A 17,464-nucleotide genomic window follows, 5' to 3' on the forward strand; every position below is an offset into this window, starting at 1 on the left:
CCTTCTTGTGTCCGCCGGGCGGGTTACCGCGTGCCGCGCAGGCGGCGCCAGGGGGTGAAGGTGAAGACCGCGCCGCCGAGGAGGATGACCGTGCCCGCGACCAGGGCCAGGGCCTTGATCCCGCCGTCGTCCTGGGCGCCGGTCTCGGCGAGGCCGCCGGAGGCGGCGGCCGAGGAGCCGCCGGCGGAGGGGCCTGCGGTGGTGGAGCCGGCGGTGGTGGAGCCGGAGCCTCCGGGCTGGGCCGTGGTGTCCAGCTCCAGGGAGACCCCGCTGGCGGTGGCCTTGCAGGGCACGTTGATCGGAGTGGAGCCCGGGGCCATCGTGACGTCGATGGTCAGCTGGTCGGGGGTGAGGGTCACCTTGCCTGACTTGCCGGGCTTGTAGGTGCCCGTCATGTCGGTCAGGCTCACGGGCGCCCCGTTGGGGATCGGCTCGGCGTTGGCCGGGCCGGTGACCTTGACGGTGCCGCTGTCGGCGCCGCCGAGCTTGATGTCCATCGAGGGCTTGAGGGCTCCGGCCGGGAGCTGCATGGGGCTGGCCATCGCTCCCTTGGCGGTCTTGACGGTGAGGGCGTAGTCGCCGCCGTTCTTCTTCGCGCTGATGGTCACGGGCGTTTTGATGCCGCCCGGCACCACGGCGCCGCAGTCGTAGGTGACGTCCACCGCCTTGCCCGGGAAGTCGGTCTGGCCGCCGGAGCCGCCGGTGGTGGAGCCGCCGGCCGTCGATCCGCCGGTGGTGGAGCCGCCGGTGGTGGAGCCCCCGGTGGTGGAACCTCCGCTGGTCGAGCCGCCCGTCGTCGAGCCGCCGGTGGTCGTCGAGCCGGTCGTGGAGCCGCCCGTGGTACTGCCGCCGGTCGTGCTTCCGCCCGTGGTGCCGCCGGTGGTCGTCGAGCCCGTCGTGCCGCCCGTGGTGCCTCCGGGGGCGGTCACATCCAGTTCCAGGGAGGGCTTGGGGTTGTTGCCGGGGGTGCAGGTGGTGGTGGTCCCCATGGCCTTGATGGTGAGGACCCCGGCGGTGAAGGTGACCTTGCCGCTCTTCTTCGGGGTGTACGTGCCCGACAGGTCACTGATCTTGATCGGGGTGTTGGCGGGGATGGGCTCGGCGTTGGCCGGGCCCGTGACCGGTACGGACGTCTTCTCCGCGCCGTCGACGACGATGACGGCGCTGGGCGTCATCGCCCCCGCGCCGAGCTGGATGGGGCTGGAGGAGACGCCCTTCTGGAAGGACATCGTCAGCTTGTAGCCGTCCCCCTCCTTCACCCCCTTGATGTCGATGGGCGACACCGCCGACTTGTCCCCGATCGGGGTCTTGCAGTCGTACTGGACGTCGATCACGGCTGCTTGGGCGGTGCTCGGCGCCAGCAGCACGCCCGCGCCGCCGAGCAGCAGTGCGGCCGCGGCCGCACCAGCCCTCCGTTGGGTCTTCACGAATGTCCCTTCGTCGTCGGACGGTTCTCAGACGGTGCGGATGTCTGTGGGGGCCCCGCCTCCCGCGGCTCCGGCGTGAACCACGGCAGGGGTGGCGGCGGGGGCCCGGCAACCCCCGCGGGCGGGACCTTCGGCAGGCGGGCAGTCACCGCCGCGGCGCCCTCCGGGGCCGGCCCCGAGCCACGGTGGCGGCCGGGCGCCCCGGGGCGGGGGCGGAAGCGGTCCACGACGGCCATGCCCAGCCGGAACAGCGCCGTCGGGATCACCACCAGCAGCAGGGCCCAGAACAGCAGCACCCCGTACGGCCGGTCCACGCCCCACGGCTGGGTGGCGAGGACGGTCTCCCCGTACTTGAGCGAGACGGTGTAGTCCCCGTGGGCGCCCGCCGGGAGCTCCACGTCCAGGCCCACCTCCGCCTTCCCGCCCGGCGGGATGGTGCCCTTCCAGCGGGCCTCCTCCCACTGCGGGGCGAACACCCCGTGCCCGGTGCCCAGCTGGAAGACCGGGTCCTTGACCGGCGCCGAGCCGAGGTTGCCGATCGTCGCGGTGAACCTCCGCGACGGCGGCGCCCCGAACCAGGTCAGCACCCCGTCCCCGCCCTTGAGGCGGGCGCCCGTGAGCATCGCGAGCCGGGCGGACCCCGACTCGGCGGGCAGGTCGGCCACCGGATGGCCGGTGATCTTCAGCGGGACGGCGACGGTCGACTGGTCGCCGTTGACCGAGGCCACGTTCACCACGCACGGGCAGGGCTTGGGCGGCTCCGCGACCGGCAGCCGGGCCGTGAAGCGGCCGTCGTCGGCGACCGAGACGGCCACCCCGTCGGCGTTGGCGCAGCTGTTGGTGCCGCCGATCATGTTCTGGCCGCAGACCAGCAGCATGACCAGGGTCCTGGCGGGCCAGCCGGTCCCGGTGGCGGTGAGCTCGGCGCCCTTGGCCGCCTCCTGCTGCGAGAGCGCCACCGCCGGCTTCCCCTCGGCGGCGGGGGTGGGGGCCGCGGGCAGGAGGGCCAGGGCGAGGGCGGCCAGTGCCGCCGCGGCGCGGGATACGGCGCTCGGGCCGGGCGTGCGGCTCACCTGGACGCTCCCGTCAGCTCGGGTTCGGATCGCGGTGCCGGGGCCCGCGGGCGCACGGGTTCCCGGGACGGCTCCCCGGCCGGCCCGCGCCGCCGGGCCCGTACGAGGAGCAGCGCGGCGCCGCCGAGCGCGACGAGACCGGCCCCGGCCCAGGCCGCGCTCCCCGGGGGCAGGAACCAGGCCGTGGCGGTGGCGGTGGCCGGGGCGGCGCCGGGGGCGGTGGCGGTGAGCCTCAGGGAGACCCGGTCGAGGGCGGGCGCGCCGGGCCAGGGCTCGGTCAGGGCGACGCGCTGCCCCGGCAGCAGCTCCACCGGCAGGGCGTGGCCGCTGCGGGGTCCGCCGCAGGCCCCGCCGAGGCCGCATGCGGCGTGCAGGGCGAGCGCGGGGGTGAGGGCGACGTTGCCCCGGTTGACCAGGGTGTAGGCGACGGTGGTGGCCGCGCCGTGGCCGCGTACGGAGACGTCCTCGACGGTGAGGGCGGCCAGGGCCGGGCCGCCGACGCGCAGGTCGACCCGTACGCCCGCCTCGTGGCCGCCCTCGGCGGCGACGACCGCGGCGGGGTGGTCGCCGGGCGGGGAGGCGGGCGGGACGGTGACGGTGAAGGGGACCAGCGCGCGGGTGTGCGGCGGGAGGGTGACGGTGGCGGCGGAGCCGAAGCTGATCCAGGACCCGGCTCCCCGGGAGGCGGCGGCCGGGCGGACGGCGAAGGCGCCGCCCGGGGTGTTGTAGGCGTCGGCCCCGCGCAGGGTGACGACCCGCTGCCGGTCGCCGGTGTTGGTGAGGGCGAGGCGGTCCTCCAGCACGGTGCCGGCGGGGCCCGCGAGGTAGAAGGAGGGGCGTCGGGCGGTGGCGGTGTCCCCGGAGGCCGGTTCGGCGGTCCAGCCGGGCTCGCCACCGTCGGCGGCCGCCGCTGGGGTCCCGTGGAGGGCGGCGGCGGCCAGCAGGAGCAGCGCGGCGAGGCGCCGCAGGGCGCGGGGCGTGAGGGTGCGGAGCACGGGCGGCCGCTCCGTTCAGGACGGGGTGCGCTGGGCCCGCGGGCCGCGCCGGGTCAGCCATAGCAGGCCGGCGGCGCCGGAGAGGGCCACGGTGGCGCCGAGGGTGCCGAACGCCAGGGCGGAGTCGGCGGGGCCGGTCTGCGGGAGGGTGCCTTCGGGGGCGGCGGCGCCCACGGCCGCCGTCACGTCCAGTTCCAGGGAGGGCTTGGGGCTGTTGCCGGGGGTGCAGGTGGTGGTGGTCCCCATGGCCTTGATGGTGAGGACCCCGGCGGTGAAGGTGACCTTGCCGCTCTTCTTCGGGGTGTACGTGCCCGACAGGTCACTGATCTTGATCGGGGTGTTGGCGGGCGCGGCCTCGGCGTTCGGGGCCCCGGAGACCGGTACCGAGGCCTGTTCGGCGCCGCCGGTCATGATGACGGCGCTGGGGTTCATGGCGCCCTTGCCGAGTTCGATGGGGCTGGAGGAGACGCCCTTCTGGAAGGACATCGTCAGCTTGTAGCCGTCCCCCTCCTTGACGGCCTTGATGTCGATGGGCGAGACCGCCGACTTGTCCCCGATCGGGGTCTTGCAGTCGTACTGGACGTCGACCACGTCGGCGTGGGCCGCGGGGGCGGCGAGCAGTACGGCGGATCCGGCCAGCGCGGAGGCCAGCGCGAGCGCGGTGGAACGTTTCCGGTCGGACACCTTGGTCTTCCCCTCGGGCCACGGGACGGGTTACTGACGCCATGTCAGATTGGTGGCTCAAGGTACGCCCGGGACCTTACGGAGGGAAGACAAAGGACGGCCCGGCGTGAACGGCCCGGTGGACCGCCCCGCCGGGCCGTGGCGTACGGGTCAGGCCGCGCGCACCCCGCGGTTCCAGACGGCCGAGACGAGCGGGACGCCCGGCCGGTAGGCGAGGTGGACGTGGCTGGGGGCGTCGAGGAGGGCCAGATCGGCGCGGGCGCCCGGGACCAGGCGGCCGATGTCCGTACGGCGCAGGGCGCGGGCCCCGCCGGCGGTGGCCGACCACAGGGCCTCGTCGGGGGTCATGCGCATGTCCCGGACGGCGAGGGCGATGCAGAACGGCATGGAACTCGTGTACGAGGAGCCGGGGTTGCAGTCCGTGGACAGGGCCACGGTGGCGCCCGCGTCGATCAGCCGGCGCGCGTCGGGCCACTGGGCGCGGGTGGAGAACTCGGCGCCGGGCAGGAGCGTGGCGACGGTGGTGGCGGACGCCTGGGCGAGGGCGTCCACGTCGGCGTCCGTGAGGTGCGTGCAGTGGTCGGCGGAGGCGGCCTCCAGCTCCACGGCGAGCTGCACGCCCGGGCCGTAGGTGAGCTGGTTGGCGTGGACGCGCGGGATCAGCCCGGCGGCGGCGCCGGCGGTGAGGATCGCGCGCGCCTGGTCGCCGTCGAAGGCGCCCTTCTCGCAGAAGACGTCCACCCAGCGGGCGTACGGGGCGCAGGCCGCGAGCATCTCGCCGGTGACGAGGTCGACGTAGCCGGCCGGGTCCTCGGCGTAGTCGGGGGAGACGATGTGCGCGCCGAGGTAGGTGACTTCGTCGGTGTGGGCGGAGGCGATGCGCAGGGCGCGGGCCTCGTCGGCGACGGTGAGGCCGTAGCCGGACTTGGTCTCGAAGGTGGTGGTGCCCTGGCGGAGGGCCTCGTCGAGGTGGCGGACGAGGTTGGCCTCCAGCTCGGCGTCGGTGGCGGCGCGGGTGGCGGCGACGGTGGTGCGGATGCCGCCGGCGGAGTAGGCGCGGCCGGACATACGGGCGTTGAACTCGGCGGTGCGGTCGCCGGCGAAGACGAGGTGGGAGTGGGAGTCGACGAAGCCGGGGATGACGGCGCGGCCCTTCGCGTCGAAGGACGCGTCGGCTGCGGGGGCCGCGGCGGCCTCGCCGACCCAGGCGATGGTGTCGCCGTCGATGACGAGGGCGGCGTTCTCGATCAGGCCGAGGGGGGTTCCGTCGCCGAGGGAGGAGTCGTTGGTGACGAGGCTGCCGATGTTGGTGATGGCGGTGGTGGTCATGGTTCCTCTCGGAAAGTTCGTTTCCCGGCGTCAGCCCCGGACGGCGGCGATCGCTTCGGACAGGGCCCCCGCCACGTCGCCGACCAGGGTGTGGACGCCGTCGCGGACCACGTGGCGGCCGCCCACCACCGTGTGGCGGACGTCGGCGGCCGAGGCCGCGAAGACCGCCGTCTCCGCACCGAGCCTCGGCAGCGGCCCGGCCGTGCGGACGGTGTCCAGCGCGAGGGTCGTGAAGTCCGCGAGGGCCCCGGCCTCCAGCCGGCCCGCGTCCGGGCGGCCCAGCGCGGCGTGGCCGTCGGCGGTGGCGGCCGCCAGCAGGGCGTTCGCCGTCCAGTGCCCGCGTGTGCGGCTGCGCAGGCGCTCGTTCAGCTCCATCGCCCGCGCCTCCTCCAGCAGGTCGATCACCGCGTGGCTGTCGCTGCCCAGGGACAGCGGGCTGCCCGCCCGCTGGAGCCGGCCGGCCGGGCCGATGCCGTCGGCGAGGTCGCGTTCGGTGGTCGGGCACATGCAGGTGCCGGTGGTGGTGCCGCCGAGCAGGGCGATGTCCTCGTCCGTCAGGTGCGTGTTGTGGACGCCGGTGGTGTGCGGGCCCAGCACGCCGTGGTCGGCGAGCAGCTGCGTCGGGGTGCGGCCGTGCGCCGCGAGGCAGGCGTCGTTCTCCGCCGTCTGCTCGGACAGGTGCACGTGCAGCGGGGCCCGGCGCTCCTGCGCCCACGCCGCGACGGTGGCCAGCTGGCCGGCCGGGACGGCCCGGACGGAGTGGACGGCCGCGCCGATCAGCGCGTGCTCGCGGGGCTTGAGGGCGGACACCCGTTCGGCCCAGGCCTCGGCGGTGCCGTCGGAGAAGCGCCGCTGGTGCGCGTTGGGGGCCTCGCCGAAGCCGGCGGCGAGGTAGGCGGTGTCGAGGAGGGTGATGCGGATGCCGGCCGCCGCGGCCGCCTCGATCAGGGCCTCCCCCATCGCGTTGGGGTCGGCGTACGGGGTGCCGCCGGGGGCGTGGTGGACGTAGTGGAACTCGCCGACGTTGGTGATGCCGGCCAGCGCCATCTCCGCGTACACGGCCCGGGCGAGGTCGAAGTAGCTCTCGGGGGTGAGGTTCTGGGCGACGCCGTACATGACCTCGCGCCAGGTCCAGAACGTCCCCGAGCCGACCTGGACGGTGGAGCGCAGCGCCCGGTGGAAGGCGTGGGAGTGCGCGTTGGCCAGGCCCGGGAGGGTGAGGCCGCGCAGCACCTCCGCCCCCGGGGGCGGGGCAGCCGCCCCGGTGCGCACCTCGGCGATGCGTCCGTCGGCCGTCACGCCGAGGGCAACGCCCGGCTCGACCAGGTCGCCGAGCCAGGCGTGCTCCAGCCAGTACGTCTTCTGCACGGTCGGCACGGGCCCCTTCAACTGCATGCGAGACCTTCCAGTACGTCGGCGAGGGCGAGGACTCCGGCCACGCAGTCGTCCTCGGCGGCGAACTCCCGCGGTGAGTGGGAGACACCGGTGGGGTTGCGCACGAACAGCATCGCGGTCGGGACGGCGGCGGAGAGGATTCCGGCGTCGTGTCCCGCCCCGGTGCCGAGGACGGGGACGGCCCCGCCCAGGATCCGGTTCAGCTCGTCGCGCAGGGCGTGCTCGAACTCGACCACCGGGGTGAAGGACTCCCGGACCACGGCGAGGTCGATGCCGTCGCGCTCGGCCTGCTCGCGGGCGGCCTTCTCGACGGCGGTGACGACCGTGTCGAGGGTGGCCTGGTCGGCGGCCCGGGAGTCGAGCCAGCCGCGCACGAGGGAGGGGATGGCGTTGACCCCGTTGGGTTCGACGGCGATCTTCCCGAAGGTGGCGACGGCCCCGGCGAGGGCGGCCTCCTGACGGGCGGCCAGGACGGTCGCCGCGTAGGTGAGCATCGGGTCGCGGCGGTCGGCCAGGCGGGTGGTGCCGGCGTGGTTGGCCTCGCCGTGGAAGTCGAAGCGCCAGCGGCCGTGCGGCCAGATCGCGGAGGCGATGCCGACCCGGTCGCCGGACAGGTCGAGGGCGCGGCCCTGTTCCACGTGCAGTTCGACGAAGGCGCCGATGCGGGCGAGGCGCTCGGGGTCGGCGCCGATGGCCTCGGGGTCGTGGCCGGCGCGCTCCATCGCCTGCGGGAGGGTGGTCCCGTCGGCGTCACGGAGCTCGTACGCCTTCTCCTTCGTCAGCTGCCCGGCGGAGAGCCGGGACCCGACGCAGGCGAGGCCGAAGCGGGCGCCCTCCTCGTCGCCGAAGTTGGTGATGGCGAGAGGGCGGGTGAAGGCCGCGCCACGGGCGCGGAGCTCGTCCAGGGCGGCGAAGGAGGACACCACGCCGAGGGGGCCGTCGAAGGCCCCGCCGTCGGGGACGGAGTCCAGGTGGGAGCCGGTGACCACGGCGTCGCCGGCCAGGGGGTCGCCGAGCCAGGCCCACTGGTTGCCGTTGCGGTCGACCTCGTAGGCGAGGCCGCGCGACTGGGCCTGGGCCCGGAACCAGTCCCGGCAGTCGGCGTCGGCCCCGGTCCAGGCGAAGCGGCGGTAGCCGCCGCTGTCGTCGTGGCGGCCGATGGGCGCCAGCTCGTCCCACATGGCGTGGAACGAAGAGGTGGTGGGCAGTCGTTCCGCTGGGGCGAGGGGGGCACCCCCTGCCCGAGCGGAGCCGAGAGCTTGGGGGAGGGTGGGCACCACCGGACCCGCACCCGGCGACGGCGCGTTCGCACCCACCGGGCCGGCCCCGCCTCCAGCGGAACGATTGCCCGCACTCATCAGGCGTCGCCCTCCCGCATCGGGACGCGGACGCCGCGCTCGTCGGCGACGGACTCGGCGATGTCGTAGCCGGCGTCGACGTGGCGGATCACGCCCATGCCCGGGTCGTTCGTGAGGACGCGGCGGATCTTCTCGCCGGCCAGCGGGGTGCCGTCGGCGACGGTGACCTGGCCCGCGTGGATGGAACGGCCCATGCCGACGCCGCCGCCGTGGTGCAGGGAGACCCAGGAGGCGCCGGAGGCCACGTTCACCATGGCGTTGAGCAGCGGCCAGTCGGCGATCGCGTCGGAGCCGTCGAGCATCGCCTCGGTCTCGCGGTACGGGGAGGCCACCGAGCCGCAGTCGAGGTGGTCGCGGCCGATGGCCAGCGGGGCGGCGAGCTCGCCGCTCGCGACCATGTCGTTGAAGCGCTCGCCGGCCTTGTCGCGCTCGCCGTAGCCGAGCCAGCAGATGCGGGCGGGCAGGCCCTGGAAGTGGACGCGCTCGCCGGCCATCTTGATCCAGCGGTGCAGGGACTCGTTCTCCGGGAAGAGTTCCAGGATCGCCTTGTCGGTCTTGGCGATGTCCGAGGCCTCGCCGGACAGGGCCGCCCAGCGGAAGGGGCCCTTGCCCTCGCAGAACAGCGGGCGGATGTAGGCGGGGACGAAGCCGGGGAAGGCGAAGGCGCGGTCGTAGCCGGCCAGCTGGGCCTCGCCGCGGATGGAGTTGCCGTAGTCGAAGACCTCGGCGCCGGCGTCCATGAAGCCGACCATGGCCTCGACGTGCTTGGCCATGGACTCGCGGGCGCGGGTGGTGAAGCCGGCCGGGTCCTTGGCGGCGGCGTCGGCCATGTCCTCGAAGGCGATGCCGACGGGCAGGTAGGCGAGCGGGTCGTGGGCGGAGGTCTGGTCCGTCACGATGTCGATCGGCGCGCCCTCGGCCAGCATCTGCGGGAGCAGCTCGGCGGCGTTGCCGAGGAGGCCGATGGAGAGCGGGCGGCGGGCGTCGCGGGCCTCGACGGCCAGCTGGAGGGCGTGGGCCAGGTTGTCGGCCTTCACGTCGAGGTAGCGGTGCTCGATGCGGCGCTCGATGGCGCGCGGGTCGACGTCGATGCAGATGGCGACGCCGTCGTTCATCGTCACGGCCAGCGGCTGGGCGCCGCCCATGCCGCCGAGGCCGGCGGTGAGGGTGATGGTGCCGGCCAGGGTGCCGCCGAACTTCTTCGCGGCCACGGCGGCGAAGGTCTCGTAGGTGCCCTGGAGGATGCCCTGGGTGCCGATGTAGATCCAGGAACCGGCGGTCATCTGGCCGTACATGGTCAGGCCGAGCTGCTCCAGGCGGCGGAACTCCTCCCAGTTGGCCCAGTCGCCGACCAGGTTGGAGTTGGCGAGCAGGACGCGCGGCGCCCACTCGTGGGTCTGCATCACGCCGACCGGGCGGCCGGACTGGACGAGCATGGTCTCGTCCTGCTTGAGGGTCTGCAGGGTGCGGACCATCGCGTCGAACGAGCGCCAGTCGCGCGCCGCCTTGCCGGTGCCGCCGTAGACGACGAGCTTGTCGGGGTGCTCCGCGACCTCGGGGTCGAGGTTGTTCTGCAGCATCCGGAGGGCGGCCTCCTGCTGCCATCCCAGGGTGCTGAGCTCGGTGCCTCGCGCGGCCCGTACGGGGCGGGGTCCTGACATGGCGGGTGCCTCCTCCGAATGTTGAGCAATCTATTCACATCCTGGCGCCTTGAATAGATCCAGTCAACAGCTGCGCACGGGTCCACGGGATGATGGGATGGCGAGCATGGACGCCTTAGGGGAAGCAGCGGGGCGGGGAGACGGCGCCGGGCGGGAGGGCGCCGGGCGGGACACCTCCGCCCGCGAGCACGCCGAGCGGGACAGCGCCGGACGGGAGGCCGCCGCCGCGCGGGGCGGCTCCGCGCGGGGCGGCTCCGCGCGGGCGGACGCCGGATCGCGGGAAGCGGCCCGGCACGGGAACGCCGCCGGAGACGGCGTCGCCGAGGGCCGCGCCGCCGCCGCGCGGGACACCGCCGCCCGGGACGCCGTCCGGCGGCGGGATCTGGCCGTGCGGGCCGCCGTGGAGCAGGGGCTGCTGGACTCCGGGCCACTCGTCTGCCTGCTCGACACCGCCGGGATCCGCGCCTCCGCCGCCGCCCTCGCCGAAGCCTTCGACGCCGTCACCGCCCCCGGGACACCCGTCCTGCACGCCTTCGCCGCCAAGGCCGCCCCGCTGGTCCCCGTCCTGCGGCTGCTCGCCGACTGCGGCCTGGGCTGCGAGGTGGCCAGCCCCGGCGAGCTGGCACTGGCCCGGGCCGCCGGGATCCCGGCCGGGCGGATCGTGCTGGACTCCCCCGCCAAGACCACCGGCGAGCTGCGCGAGGCCCTGGCCCTGGGGATCGCCGTCAACGCCGACAACCACCAGGAACTGGAACGGCTCGACGCCCTGATCGCGGCGGCCCCCACCCGTTCGCCCGTCGGCGTACGGGTCAACCCCCAGACCGGCGCCGGCGCCATCGACGCCCTCTCCACCGCCACCGCCACCTCGAAGTTCGGCATCGGCCTGCGCGACCCCGGCGCCCGCGAACGGCTCGTACGGGCCTGCCTGGACCGGCCCTGGATCACCCGTCTGCACGCCCACTCGGGCTCCCAGGGCCTGCCCCTGCCCCTGATCGCACGGGGCGTACGGGAGCTGCACGCGCTCGCGGAGGAGATCAACGAGGCCGCCGGAACCCGCCGGATCGACACCCTCGACATCGGCGGGGGCCTGCCGGTGAACTTCACCTCGGACGAGCAGACCCCCACCTACGCGGAGTACGCAGCCGCCCTGCGCGAAGCCGTCCCCGCCCTGTTCGACGGCTCGTACGGGCTGGTCACGGAGTTCGGCCGGTCGCTGCTGGCCAAGCACGGCACGGTGCTCGCCCGCGTCGAGTACACCAAGTCCACCGGGGGCCGCCCCATCGCCCTCACCCACGCCGGGGTGCAGGTGGCCACCCGCACGGTCTACGCCCCGGCGGCCTGGCCCCTGCGGATCCTCCCCTACGACGCCAAGGGCACCCCGAAGACCGGCCCCGCCGTCGCCCAGGACATCGCGGGCCCCGCCTGCTTCGCCGGGGACCTCCTGGCCACCGCCCGCGAACTGCCCGAGCTGGCCCCCGGCGACCTGATCGCCGTACCCGACACCGGGGCGTACGCCTTCACCGCCCACTACGGCTACAACAGCCTGCCCCGCCCGGCCGTCCACGGCTTCACCGCCGACCCCTCCGGCACCGTCCGCTTCACCCTGGTCCGCCCGGCGCAGACGCCGACGGAACTGGTGGCGGAGGCGGGAGGGGCATACGGGGACGCCCTGCTGTAAGAGCGGCGGCGGGGGCGAGGGCGGCAGGACCCTCCGGCCGGGCCCGCGGCCCGGGTCGTCAGTCCACGAACAGCCCGCGCGCCGCGGCCCGGGCGTCGAAGGCCTCCAGTCGCGCCTGGGCGTCCGGCAGGGCGTCCGCCATGGCCTCCAGCAGCACCCGGCCCAGCAGCATCGGCGCGCACGCCGTGTCGAAGGCCAGCCCGGTGCCGACCGGCGCCGGGATCAGCAGGTCCGAGTAGCGGGCGACGGGCGCGAACGCCGAATCGGCCACCGTCACGGTGGTCAGCCCGGCCCCGCGCGCGTGCTCCAGGGCCTCCACCACCTCACGCGGGTGGCGGGGCAGCGCGAAGCACAGCAGCGCCGAGGCCCCGGCGCCGGCCGCCGCATCGATCCTGTCGGCGAGCATCGAGCCGCCCTCGTCGAGGATCCGCACGTCCGGATGCACCTTGGCGGCGAAGTACGCGAACCCGCGCGCCTGCGAGGACGCCGCGCGCAGCCCGAGCACCGGCAGCGGGGACGACCCGGCCAGCAGCCGGCCCGCCTCCTCCACCGGCGCCGGGTCCGCGAGCATCGTCGCCAGCCGCCGCAGGTTCTCGATCTCGCCCTCGACGGCCTGCTGGTACTCGTTGTACGACTCCTCGCGCGCGGCCCGCGGCGGCTCCGCCGGGGCCACCTCGCGCAGGTGCCGCCGCAGGGCGGGGTACCCGTCGAAGCCGAGGGCCACGGCGAACCGGGTCACCGACGGCTGGCTCACCCCGGCCAGCTCGGCGAGCTCCACGCTCGACAGGAAGGGCACCTCGGCCGCGCCGCGCACCATGCAGTGCGCGATCCGCCGCTGGGTCGGGGTCAGCCGGTGCCCCTCGAAGAGCTTCTGCAGCCGCGCGGCCGGGTTGTCGCTCATCGCGGGGCCCTCCGTCCGTCCGAGAAAAATATTCAGTCAGGGTGCACTCTGCATGCACTTATGCAGGACGGCAACCCGATGCCCACGATCCGGGCGCCCCCTGCACGGCCCGGGCCGCAGGCGGACCCTCACGCCGCCCAGCGCACCGGGGCCGGAGGCCCGGGGGTCTGGGGCGCAGCCCCGAGCCTTGAGCCCGGCCGGCGCTTCAGGCCGGGGGGTCTGGGGCGGAGCCCCGACTCTTGAGCCCCGCCGGCGTTCGAGGCGCGGGGGGCTGGGGGCGGAGTCCCCGGGAGCGGGGTGGGGGCGGAGCCCCTGGGGGTACCTCCCAGCGGTGGCCGGGGGAGGAACGGAGGAAGGGCGGGGCGGGGAGACGGCTCCGCCCAGCGGGACCCGGAGGGAGGGGCCGCCGTACCCCCGGGCCAGGCCCGGAGGGCGGGACGACGGCGGCCCCGCCGGGGACACGGGCCGGGTCAGGGCTGGCCGCGTCCTGAGGCGCCCCGCCCCTCCGGGAGCCGCTCCGGAGGCACGCTGACACCGCACATGGCGCCGACCGGACCACCCGGACCCCCGGACGGCCCCGCCGACAACACCACTGTGCCGGTGCCGTGTTAAGCGGGTGCTGCCGTCACGTGTCGGGACCGTACCGTTTGCGCCAAGGGCCGGGAACAGCCCCCGGCCCGGCACCGACGGCCACCGGCCCCGGCGGCGACGGCCCCGGCCTCCCCTGAGGACTACTTCGAGGTCTTCGCCAGGAACGCCAGCAGGTCCTGCCGGCTCACCACACCGGTCGGCTTGCCCTCGACCAGCACGATCGCCGCGTCGGCCTCACCGAGCACGGACATCAGCTCGGACACCGGCTCACCGGAACCCACCTGCGGCAGCGGCGCGCTCATGTGCTTCTCCAGCGGGTCGCCCAGCGAGGCCCGCTGCGCGAACAGCGCCGCCAGCAGCTCCTTCTCCACGACCGAGCCGATGACCTCGGCCGCCATCACGTCCGGGTGGCCCGCGCCCGGCTTGACGATCGGCATCTGCGAGACGCCGTACTCCCGCAGCACCTCGATCGCCTGACCGACCGTCTCCTCCGGGTGCATGTGGACGAGCGACGGGATGCCGCCCTCCTTGTCCGCGAGGACGGCGCCGATGCGCGCGGCCGGACCGGCCTCCTCCAGGAAGCCGTGACCGGCCATCCACTCGTCCGAGAAGATCTTGCTGAGGTAGCCGCGCCCGCTGTCCGGCAGCAGGACGACGACCACGTCGTCCGGCCCCAGACCCTCGGCGGCGCGCAGCGCGGCGACGACCGCCATGCCGCAGGAGCCGCCGACCAGCAGCCCCTCTTCCTTGGCGAGCCGGCGGGTCATCTGGAAGGAGTCCTTGTCGGACACCGCGATGATCTCGTCGGTCACGTTCGGGTCGTAGGCGGTGGGCCAGAAGTCCTCGCCGACACCCTCGACGAGGTACGGGCGGCCACTGCCGCCGGAGTAGACGGAGCCCTCCGGGTCGGCGCCGATGACCTTGACCTTCCCACCGGACACCTCCTTGAGGTAGTTGCCCGTGCCGGAGATCGTGCCGCCGGTGCCGACGCCCGCGACGAAGTGGGTGATCTTCCCCTCCGTCTGCTCCCACAGCTCCGGACCGGTGGTCTCGTAGTGCGAACGGGGGTTGTTCGGGTTGCTGTACTGGTCCGGCTTCCAGGCGCCCGGGGTCTCCCGGACCAGGCGGTCGGAAACGTTGTAGTACGAGTCCGGGTGCTCGGGGTCGACGGCGGTCGGGCAGACCACGACCTCGGCGCCGTACGCGCGCAGCACGTTGATCTTGTCGAGGGAGACCTTGTCAGGGCAGACGAAGATGCACTTGTAGCCCTTCTGCTGGGCCACGATCGCGAGTCCGACGCCCGTGTTGCCGCTGGTCGGCTCCACGATGGTGCCGCCCGGCTTGAGGGCACCGCTCTGCTCGGCGGCCTCGATCATCCGGACGGCGATCCGGTCCTTCACGGAACCGCCGGGATTGAAGTACTCGACCTTGGCAAGCACGGTGGCCTGCAGGCCTTCGGTCACGTGGTTGAGCTTCACCAGCGGGGTGTTGCCGACGAGGCTGATCATCGAGTCGTGGAATTGCACCATGTTCTCCAAGAAGGGGACTCCACGGGTTCTCCGGGAGGTCCGGCCAGAGTATGCGGAAAGGGATTGGCCGACCGGCAGTACGGGGCAGGAAGGTCAACACGACCGAGGAGGTGGCCTGAGAGGTGTCCAGAGCGAGAACGGCCCGCCGGATCGCGGCGGGGGCAGCGTACGGCGGGGGCGGGCTCGGGCTGGTCGGGGTGGCCGCGGTGGGGCTGGTGCTGGCGGAGGTGCAGTTCGCCAAGCGGACGGTGGGCACGGGCCTGCCGGACCCGCCGCGCGCGGACGGCCTGTACGGGAGCGAGTTCGGCGGGCCGGAGCTGAGCCCGGGGCCACTGCGGATGGCGATGCTGGGCGACTCGACGGCGGCCGGCCTGGGCGTACGGCGCGCCCGCCAGACGCCGGGGGCGCTGCTCGCCTCGGGGCTGGCGGCGGTGGCGGAGCGGCCGGTGGAGCTGCGGAACGTGGCGCTGTCGGGGGCGATGTCGGACGACCTGGACCGCCAGGTGTCACTGCTGCTGGACGGGGACGGACCGGCGCCGGACGTGTCCGTGGTGATCATCGGGGCGAACGACGTGACCCGGCGCATGCCGCTGACGCAGTCGGTGCGGCTGCTGACGGCCGCCGTACGGCGGCTGCGGCTGGCGGGGTCGGAGGTGGTGGTCGGCACCTGTCCCGACCTGGGCACGATCGAGCCGGTGTACCAGCCGCTGCGGTGGATGGCCCGGCGGGTGTCCCGCCAGCTGGCGGCCGCGCAGACCATCGGGGTGGTCGCGCTGGGCGCGCGGACGGTCTCGATGGGGGACATGCTGGGCCCGGAGTTCGCGGCGAACCCCCGGGAGATGTTCGGCCCGGACTCGTACCACCCCTCGGCGGAGGGCTACGCGACGGCGGCGATGGCCGTCCTGCCGACCCTGTGCGCGGCGCTGGGCGTGTGGCCGGAGTCGGACCGCCTGGACGTCTCCCGCAACGAGGACATGCTGCCGGTGGCCCAGGCCGCCTCGGCGGCGGCGGGCGAACCGGGCACGGAGGTCACGGCGGCCCGCGGCCCCTGGGCCATCCTCAAACACCGCCGCCGCCGACGCCTCCCCACGGAACCGGTCCCCGAACCGGCAACACCATCGGCCTCGTGAGCCTCGCGGGGGGCGGCGCGGGGGGCGCCTGGTCGCTGATGCCGCCGGATGTCCCATGAACGTCCGTCCCGTTCCTTTGGGGGTTTCCCGGCAGTCTTCGGCATTTCGCGGCGGGACGGTCTGTCAAGGGTCGCCGTAGACGATCGCGAAGCGACGCGACGAAGTAGAGCGCCCTTGACAGGGTGGCCCGACGCGGAAGGACGATGAGACTGAAGGGAAAGCCCCAACCCCTCCCTGAGACCGCCCGGCCGGGACCCCGGCCACCCCCACCCCCGGCCCGCCGGCATGTCCCGCCCCGCCCCGGCACCGCCGCCCCCGGCCCCTTGAGGGGGGCCGATGGCGGGCCGGAGCGACGGGCATCACATCACCGCCCCGGTGACCTCGACCGTACGGGGCGGTAACTTCGCTTGCGGTCCCGCAACGACGCACGCACACCCCTTGGAGTCCCGATGCCCGAAGCCGTCATCGTTTCCACCGCCCGCTCCCCCATCGGGCGCGCCGGCAAGGGGTCGCTGAAGGACGTCCGGCCGGACGACCTGACCGCCACGATCATCCAGGCCGCCCTCGCCAAGGTCCCCGAGCTGGACCCGCGCCAGATCGACGACCTGATGCTGGGCTGCGGTCTGCCCGGCGGGGAGCAGGGCCACAACCTGGCCCGTATCGTCGCCGTGCAGATGGGCATGGACTACCTGCCCGGCACCACGATCACCCGTTACTGCTCCTCCTCCCTGCAGACCTCCCGCATGGCGCTGCACGCCATCAAGGCCGGCGAGGGCGACGTCTTCATCTCCGCCGGTGTCGAGACGGTGTCCCGGTTCGTCAACGGCTCCTCCGACGGCATGCCCGGGACGCACAACCCGCTGTTCGCCGATGCCGAGGCCCGCACGGTCGCCGTCGCGCAGAGCGAGGGCAGCGACTGGCACGACCCGCGCGAGGACGGCCTGGTCCCGGACGCCTACATCGCCATGGGCCAGACCGCCGAGAACCTGGCCCGCCTCAAGGGCGTGACCCGCCGGGACATGGACGAGTTCGGCGTGCGCTCGCAGAACCTCGCCGAGGAGGCCATCAAGAACGGCTTCTGGGCCCGCGAGATCATCCCGGTCACCACCCCCGACGGCACGGTCGTCAGCAAGGACGACGGCCCGCGCGCCGGGGTCACCCTGGAGGGCGTGGAGGGCCTCAAGCCCGTCTTCCGTCCCGACGGCCTGGTCACGGCCGGCAACTGCTGCCCGCTGAACGACGGCGCCGCCGCGCTCGTCATCATGAGCGACACCAAGGCGCGGGAGCTGGGCCTGACCCCGCTGGCCCGGATCGTGTCCACGGGCGTGACCGCCCTGTCGCCCGAGATCATGGGCCTGGGTCCGGTCGAGGCGTCGAAGCAGGCGCTGAAGCGGGCCGGGCTGACGGTCGGCGACATCGACCTGTTCGAGATCAACGAGGCCTTCGCCGCGCAGGTCATCCCGTCCTACCGGGACCTGGAGATCCCCCTGGAGAAGCTGAACGTCAACGGCGGGGCCATCGCCGTCGGCCACCCGTTCGGGATGACCGGTGCCCGGATCACCGGCACCCTGATCAACAGCCTCCAGTTCCACGACAAGCAGTTCGGTCTGGAGACCATGTGCGTCGGCGGCGGCCAGGGCATGGCGATGGTGATCGAGCGCCTCAGCTGAGACGCGGGCCACAGCGCACAGAGTGAGGGGTCCGGTACCGCTC

13 protein-coding genes are annotated in these 17,464 nt (G+C 74.3%); 3 read left to right on the plus strand and 10 right to left on the minus strand.

Annotation, left to right across the window (positions count from 1 at the left end):
• Window positions 1–23: 23 nt before the first annotated feature.
• From BX286_RS36565 to hutU, 8 genes are all read right to left on the minus strand, one after another.
• Window positions 24–1,427 carry a hypothetical protein gene (locus BX286_RS36565; RefSeq protein WP_159036776.1) on the minus strand — a complete coding sequence of 468 codons (1,404 nt, stop codon included), beginning with the start codon at window positions 1,425–1,427 and terminating at the stop codon, window positions 24–26.
• Window positions 1,424–2,500 carry a hypothetical protein gene (locus tag BX286_RS15295; RefSeq protein ID WP_100863533.1) on the minus strand — a complete coding sequence of 359 codons (1,077 nt, stop codon included), beginning with the start codon at window positions 2,498–2,500 and terminating at the stop codon, window positions 1,424–1,426. The genes BX286_RS36565 and BX286_RS15295 overlap by 4 nt, the downstream gene beginning before the upstream one ends.
• Complete coding sequence (locus tag BX286_RS15300) at window positions 2,497–3,495, minus strand: hypothetical protein (protein ID WP_121015187.1); 999 nt, start codon at window positions 3,493–3,495, stop codon at window positions 2,497–2,499. Before BX286_RS15300 ends, BX286_RS15295 begins: the two co-directional genes overlap by 4 nt.
• A gap of 15 nt (window positions 3,496–3,510) precedes the next feature.
• Complete coding sequence (locus BX286_RS15305; protein ID WP_121015189.1) at window positions 3,511–4,179, minus strand: LPXTG cell wall anchor domain-containing protein; 669 nt, start codon at window positions 4,177–4,179, stop codon at window positions 3,511–3,513.
• A 150-nt stretch (window positions 4,180–4,329) separates the two neighbouring features.
• Entirely contained in the window at window positions 4,330–5,508 is a 1,179-nt protein-coding gene (gene hutI, locus BX286_RS15310; RefSeq protein WP_079427558.1) for an imidazolonepropionase, read from the minus strand.
• A 30-nt stretch (window positions 5,509–5,538) separates the two neighbouring features.
• Window positions 5,539–6,903, minus strand: coding sequence for a formimidoylglutamate deiminase (locus BX286_RS15315; RefSeq protein WP_079427560.1), 1,365 nt, complete (start codon window positions 6,901–6,903; stop codon window positions 5,539–5,541).
• Complete coding sequence (locus BX286_RS15320) at window positions 6,894–8,084, minus strand: allantoate amidohydrolase (RefSeq protein WP_121015191.1); 1,191 nt, start codon at window positions 8,082–8,084, stop codon at window positions 6,894–6,896. Before BX286_RS15320 ends, BX286_RS15315 begins: the two co-directional genes overlap by 10 nt.
• A gap of 176 nt (window positions 8,085–8,260) precedes the next feature.
• Window positions 8,261–9,922 (minus strand): urocanate hydratase, encoded by a 1,662-nt coding sequence (hutU, locus tag BX286_RS15330; protein WP_079427564.1) that lies wholly within the window; start codon window positions 9,920–9,922, stop codon window positions 8,261–8,263.
• 97 nt (window positions 9,923–10,019) lie between these two features.
• Here hutU and BX286_RS15335 point away from each other — a divergent pair, with 97 nt between their 5' ends.
• A complete protein-coding gene (locus BX286_RS15335; RefSeq protein WP_261993431.1) occupies window positions 10,020–11,600 on the plus strand; it encodes a diaminopimelate decarboxylase in 1,581 nt (526 codons plus the stop codon).
• A gap of 58 nt (window positions 11,601–11,658) precedes the next feature.
• Here the strand turns inward: BX286_RS15335 and BX286_RS15340 are convergent, their stop codons facing one another.
• Both BX286_RS15340 and BX286_RS15345 read right to left on the minus strand, forming a co-directional pair.
• Window positions 11,659–12,501 (minus strand): MurR/RpiR family transcriptional regulator, encoded by an 843-nt coding sequence (locus BX286_RS15340; RefSeq protein ID WP_121015195.1) that lies wholly within the window; start codon window positions 12,499–12,501, stop codon window positions 11,659–11,661.
• 731 nt (window positions 12,502–13,232) lie between these two features.
• Window positions 13,233–14,618: a cystathionine beta-synthase gene (locus BX286_RS15345; protein ID WP_079431755.1), complete on the minus strand. Its 1,386-nt coding sequence runs from the start codon at window positions 14,616–14,618 to the stop codon at window positions 13,233–13,235.
• A 125-nt stretch (window positions 14,619–14,743) separates the two neighbouring features.
• Between BX286_RS15345 and BX286_RS15350 the strand changes: the two genes are divergently transcribed.
• On the plus strand, window positions 14,744–15,751 hold the full coding sequence (locus BX286_RS15350; protein ID WP_079427570.1) for an SGNH/GDSL hydrolase family protein: 1,008 nt from the start codon (window positions 14,744–14,746) through the stop codon (window positions 15,749–15,751).
• A gap of 449 nt (window positions 15,752–16,200) precedes the next feature.
• Window positions 16,201–17,421 (plus strand): acetyl-CoA C-acetyltransferase, encoded by a 1,221-nt coding sequence (locus tag BX286_RS15360; RefSeq protein WP_121015197.1) that lies wholly within the window; start codon window positions 16,201–16,203, stop codon window positions 17,419–17,421.
• Window positions 17,422–17,464: the final 43 nt, after the last annotated feature.

The organism is Streptomyces sp. 3211.6, from assembly GCF_003634815.1.
Classification (GTDB): domain Bacteria; phylum Actinomycetota; class Actinomycetes; order Streptomycetales; family Streptomycetaceae; genus Streptomyces; species Streptomyces katrae_A.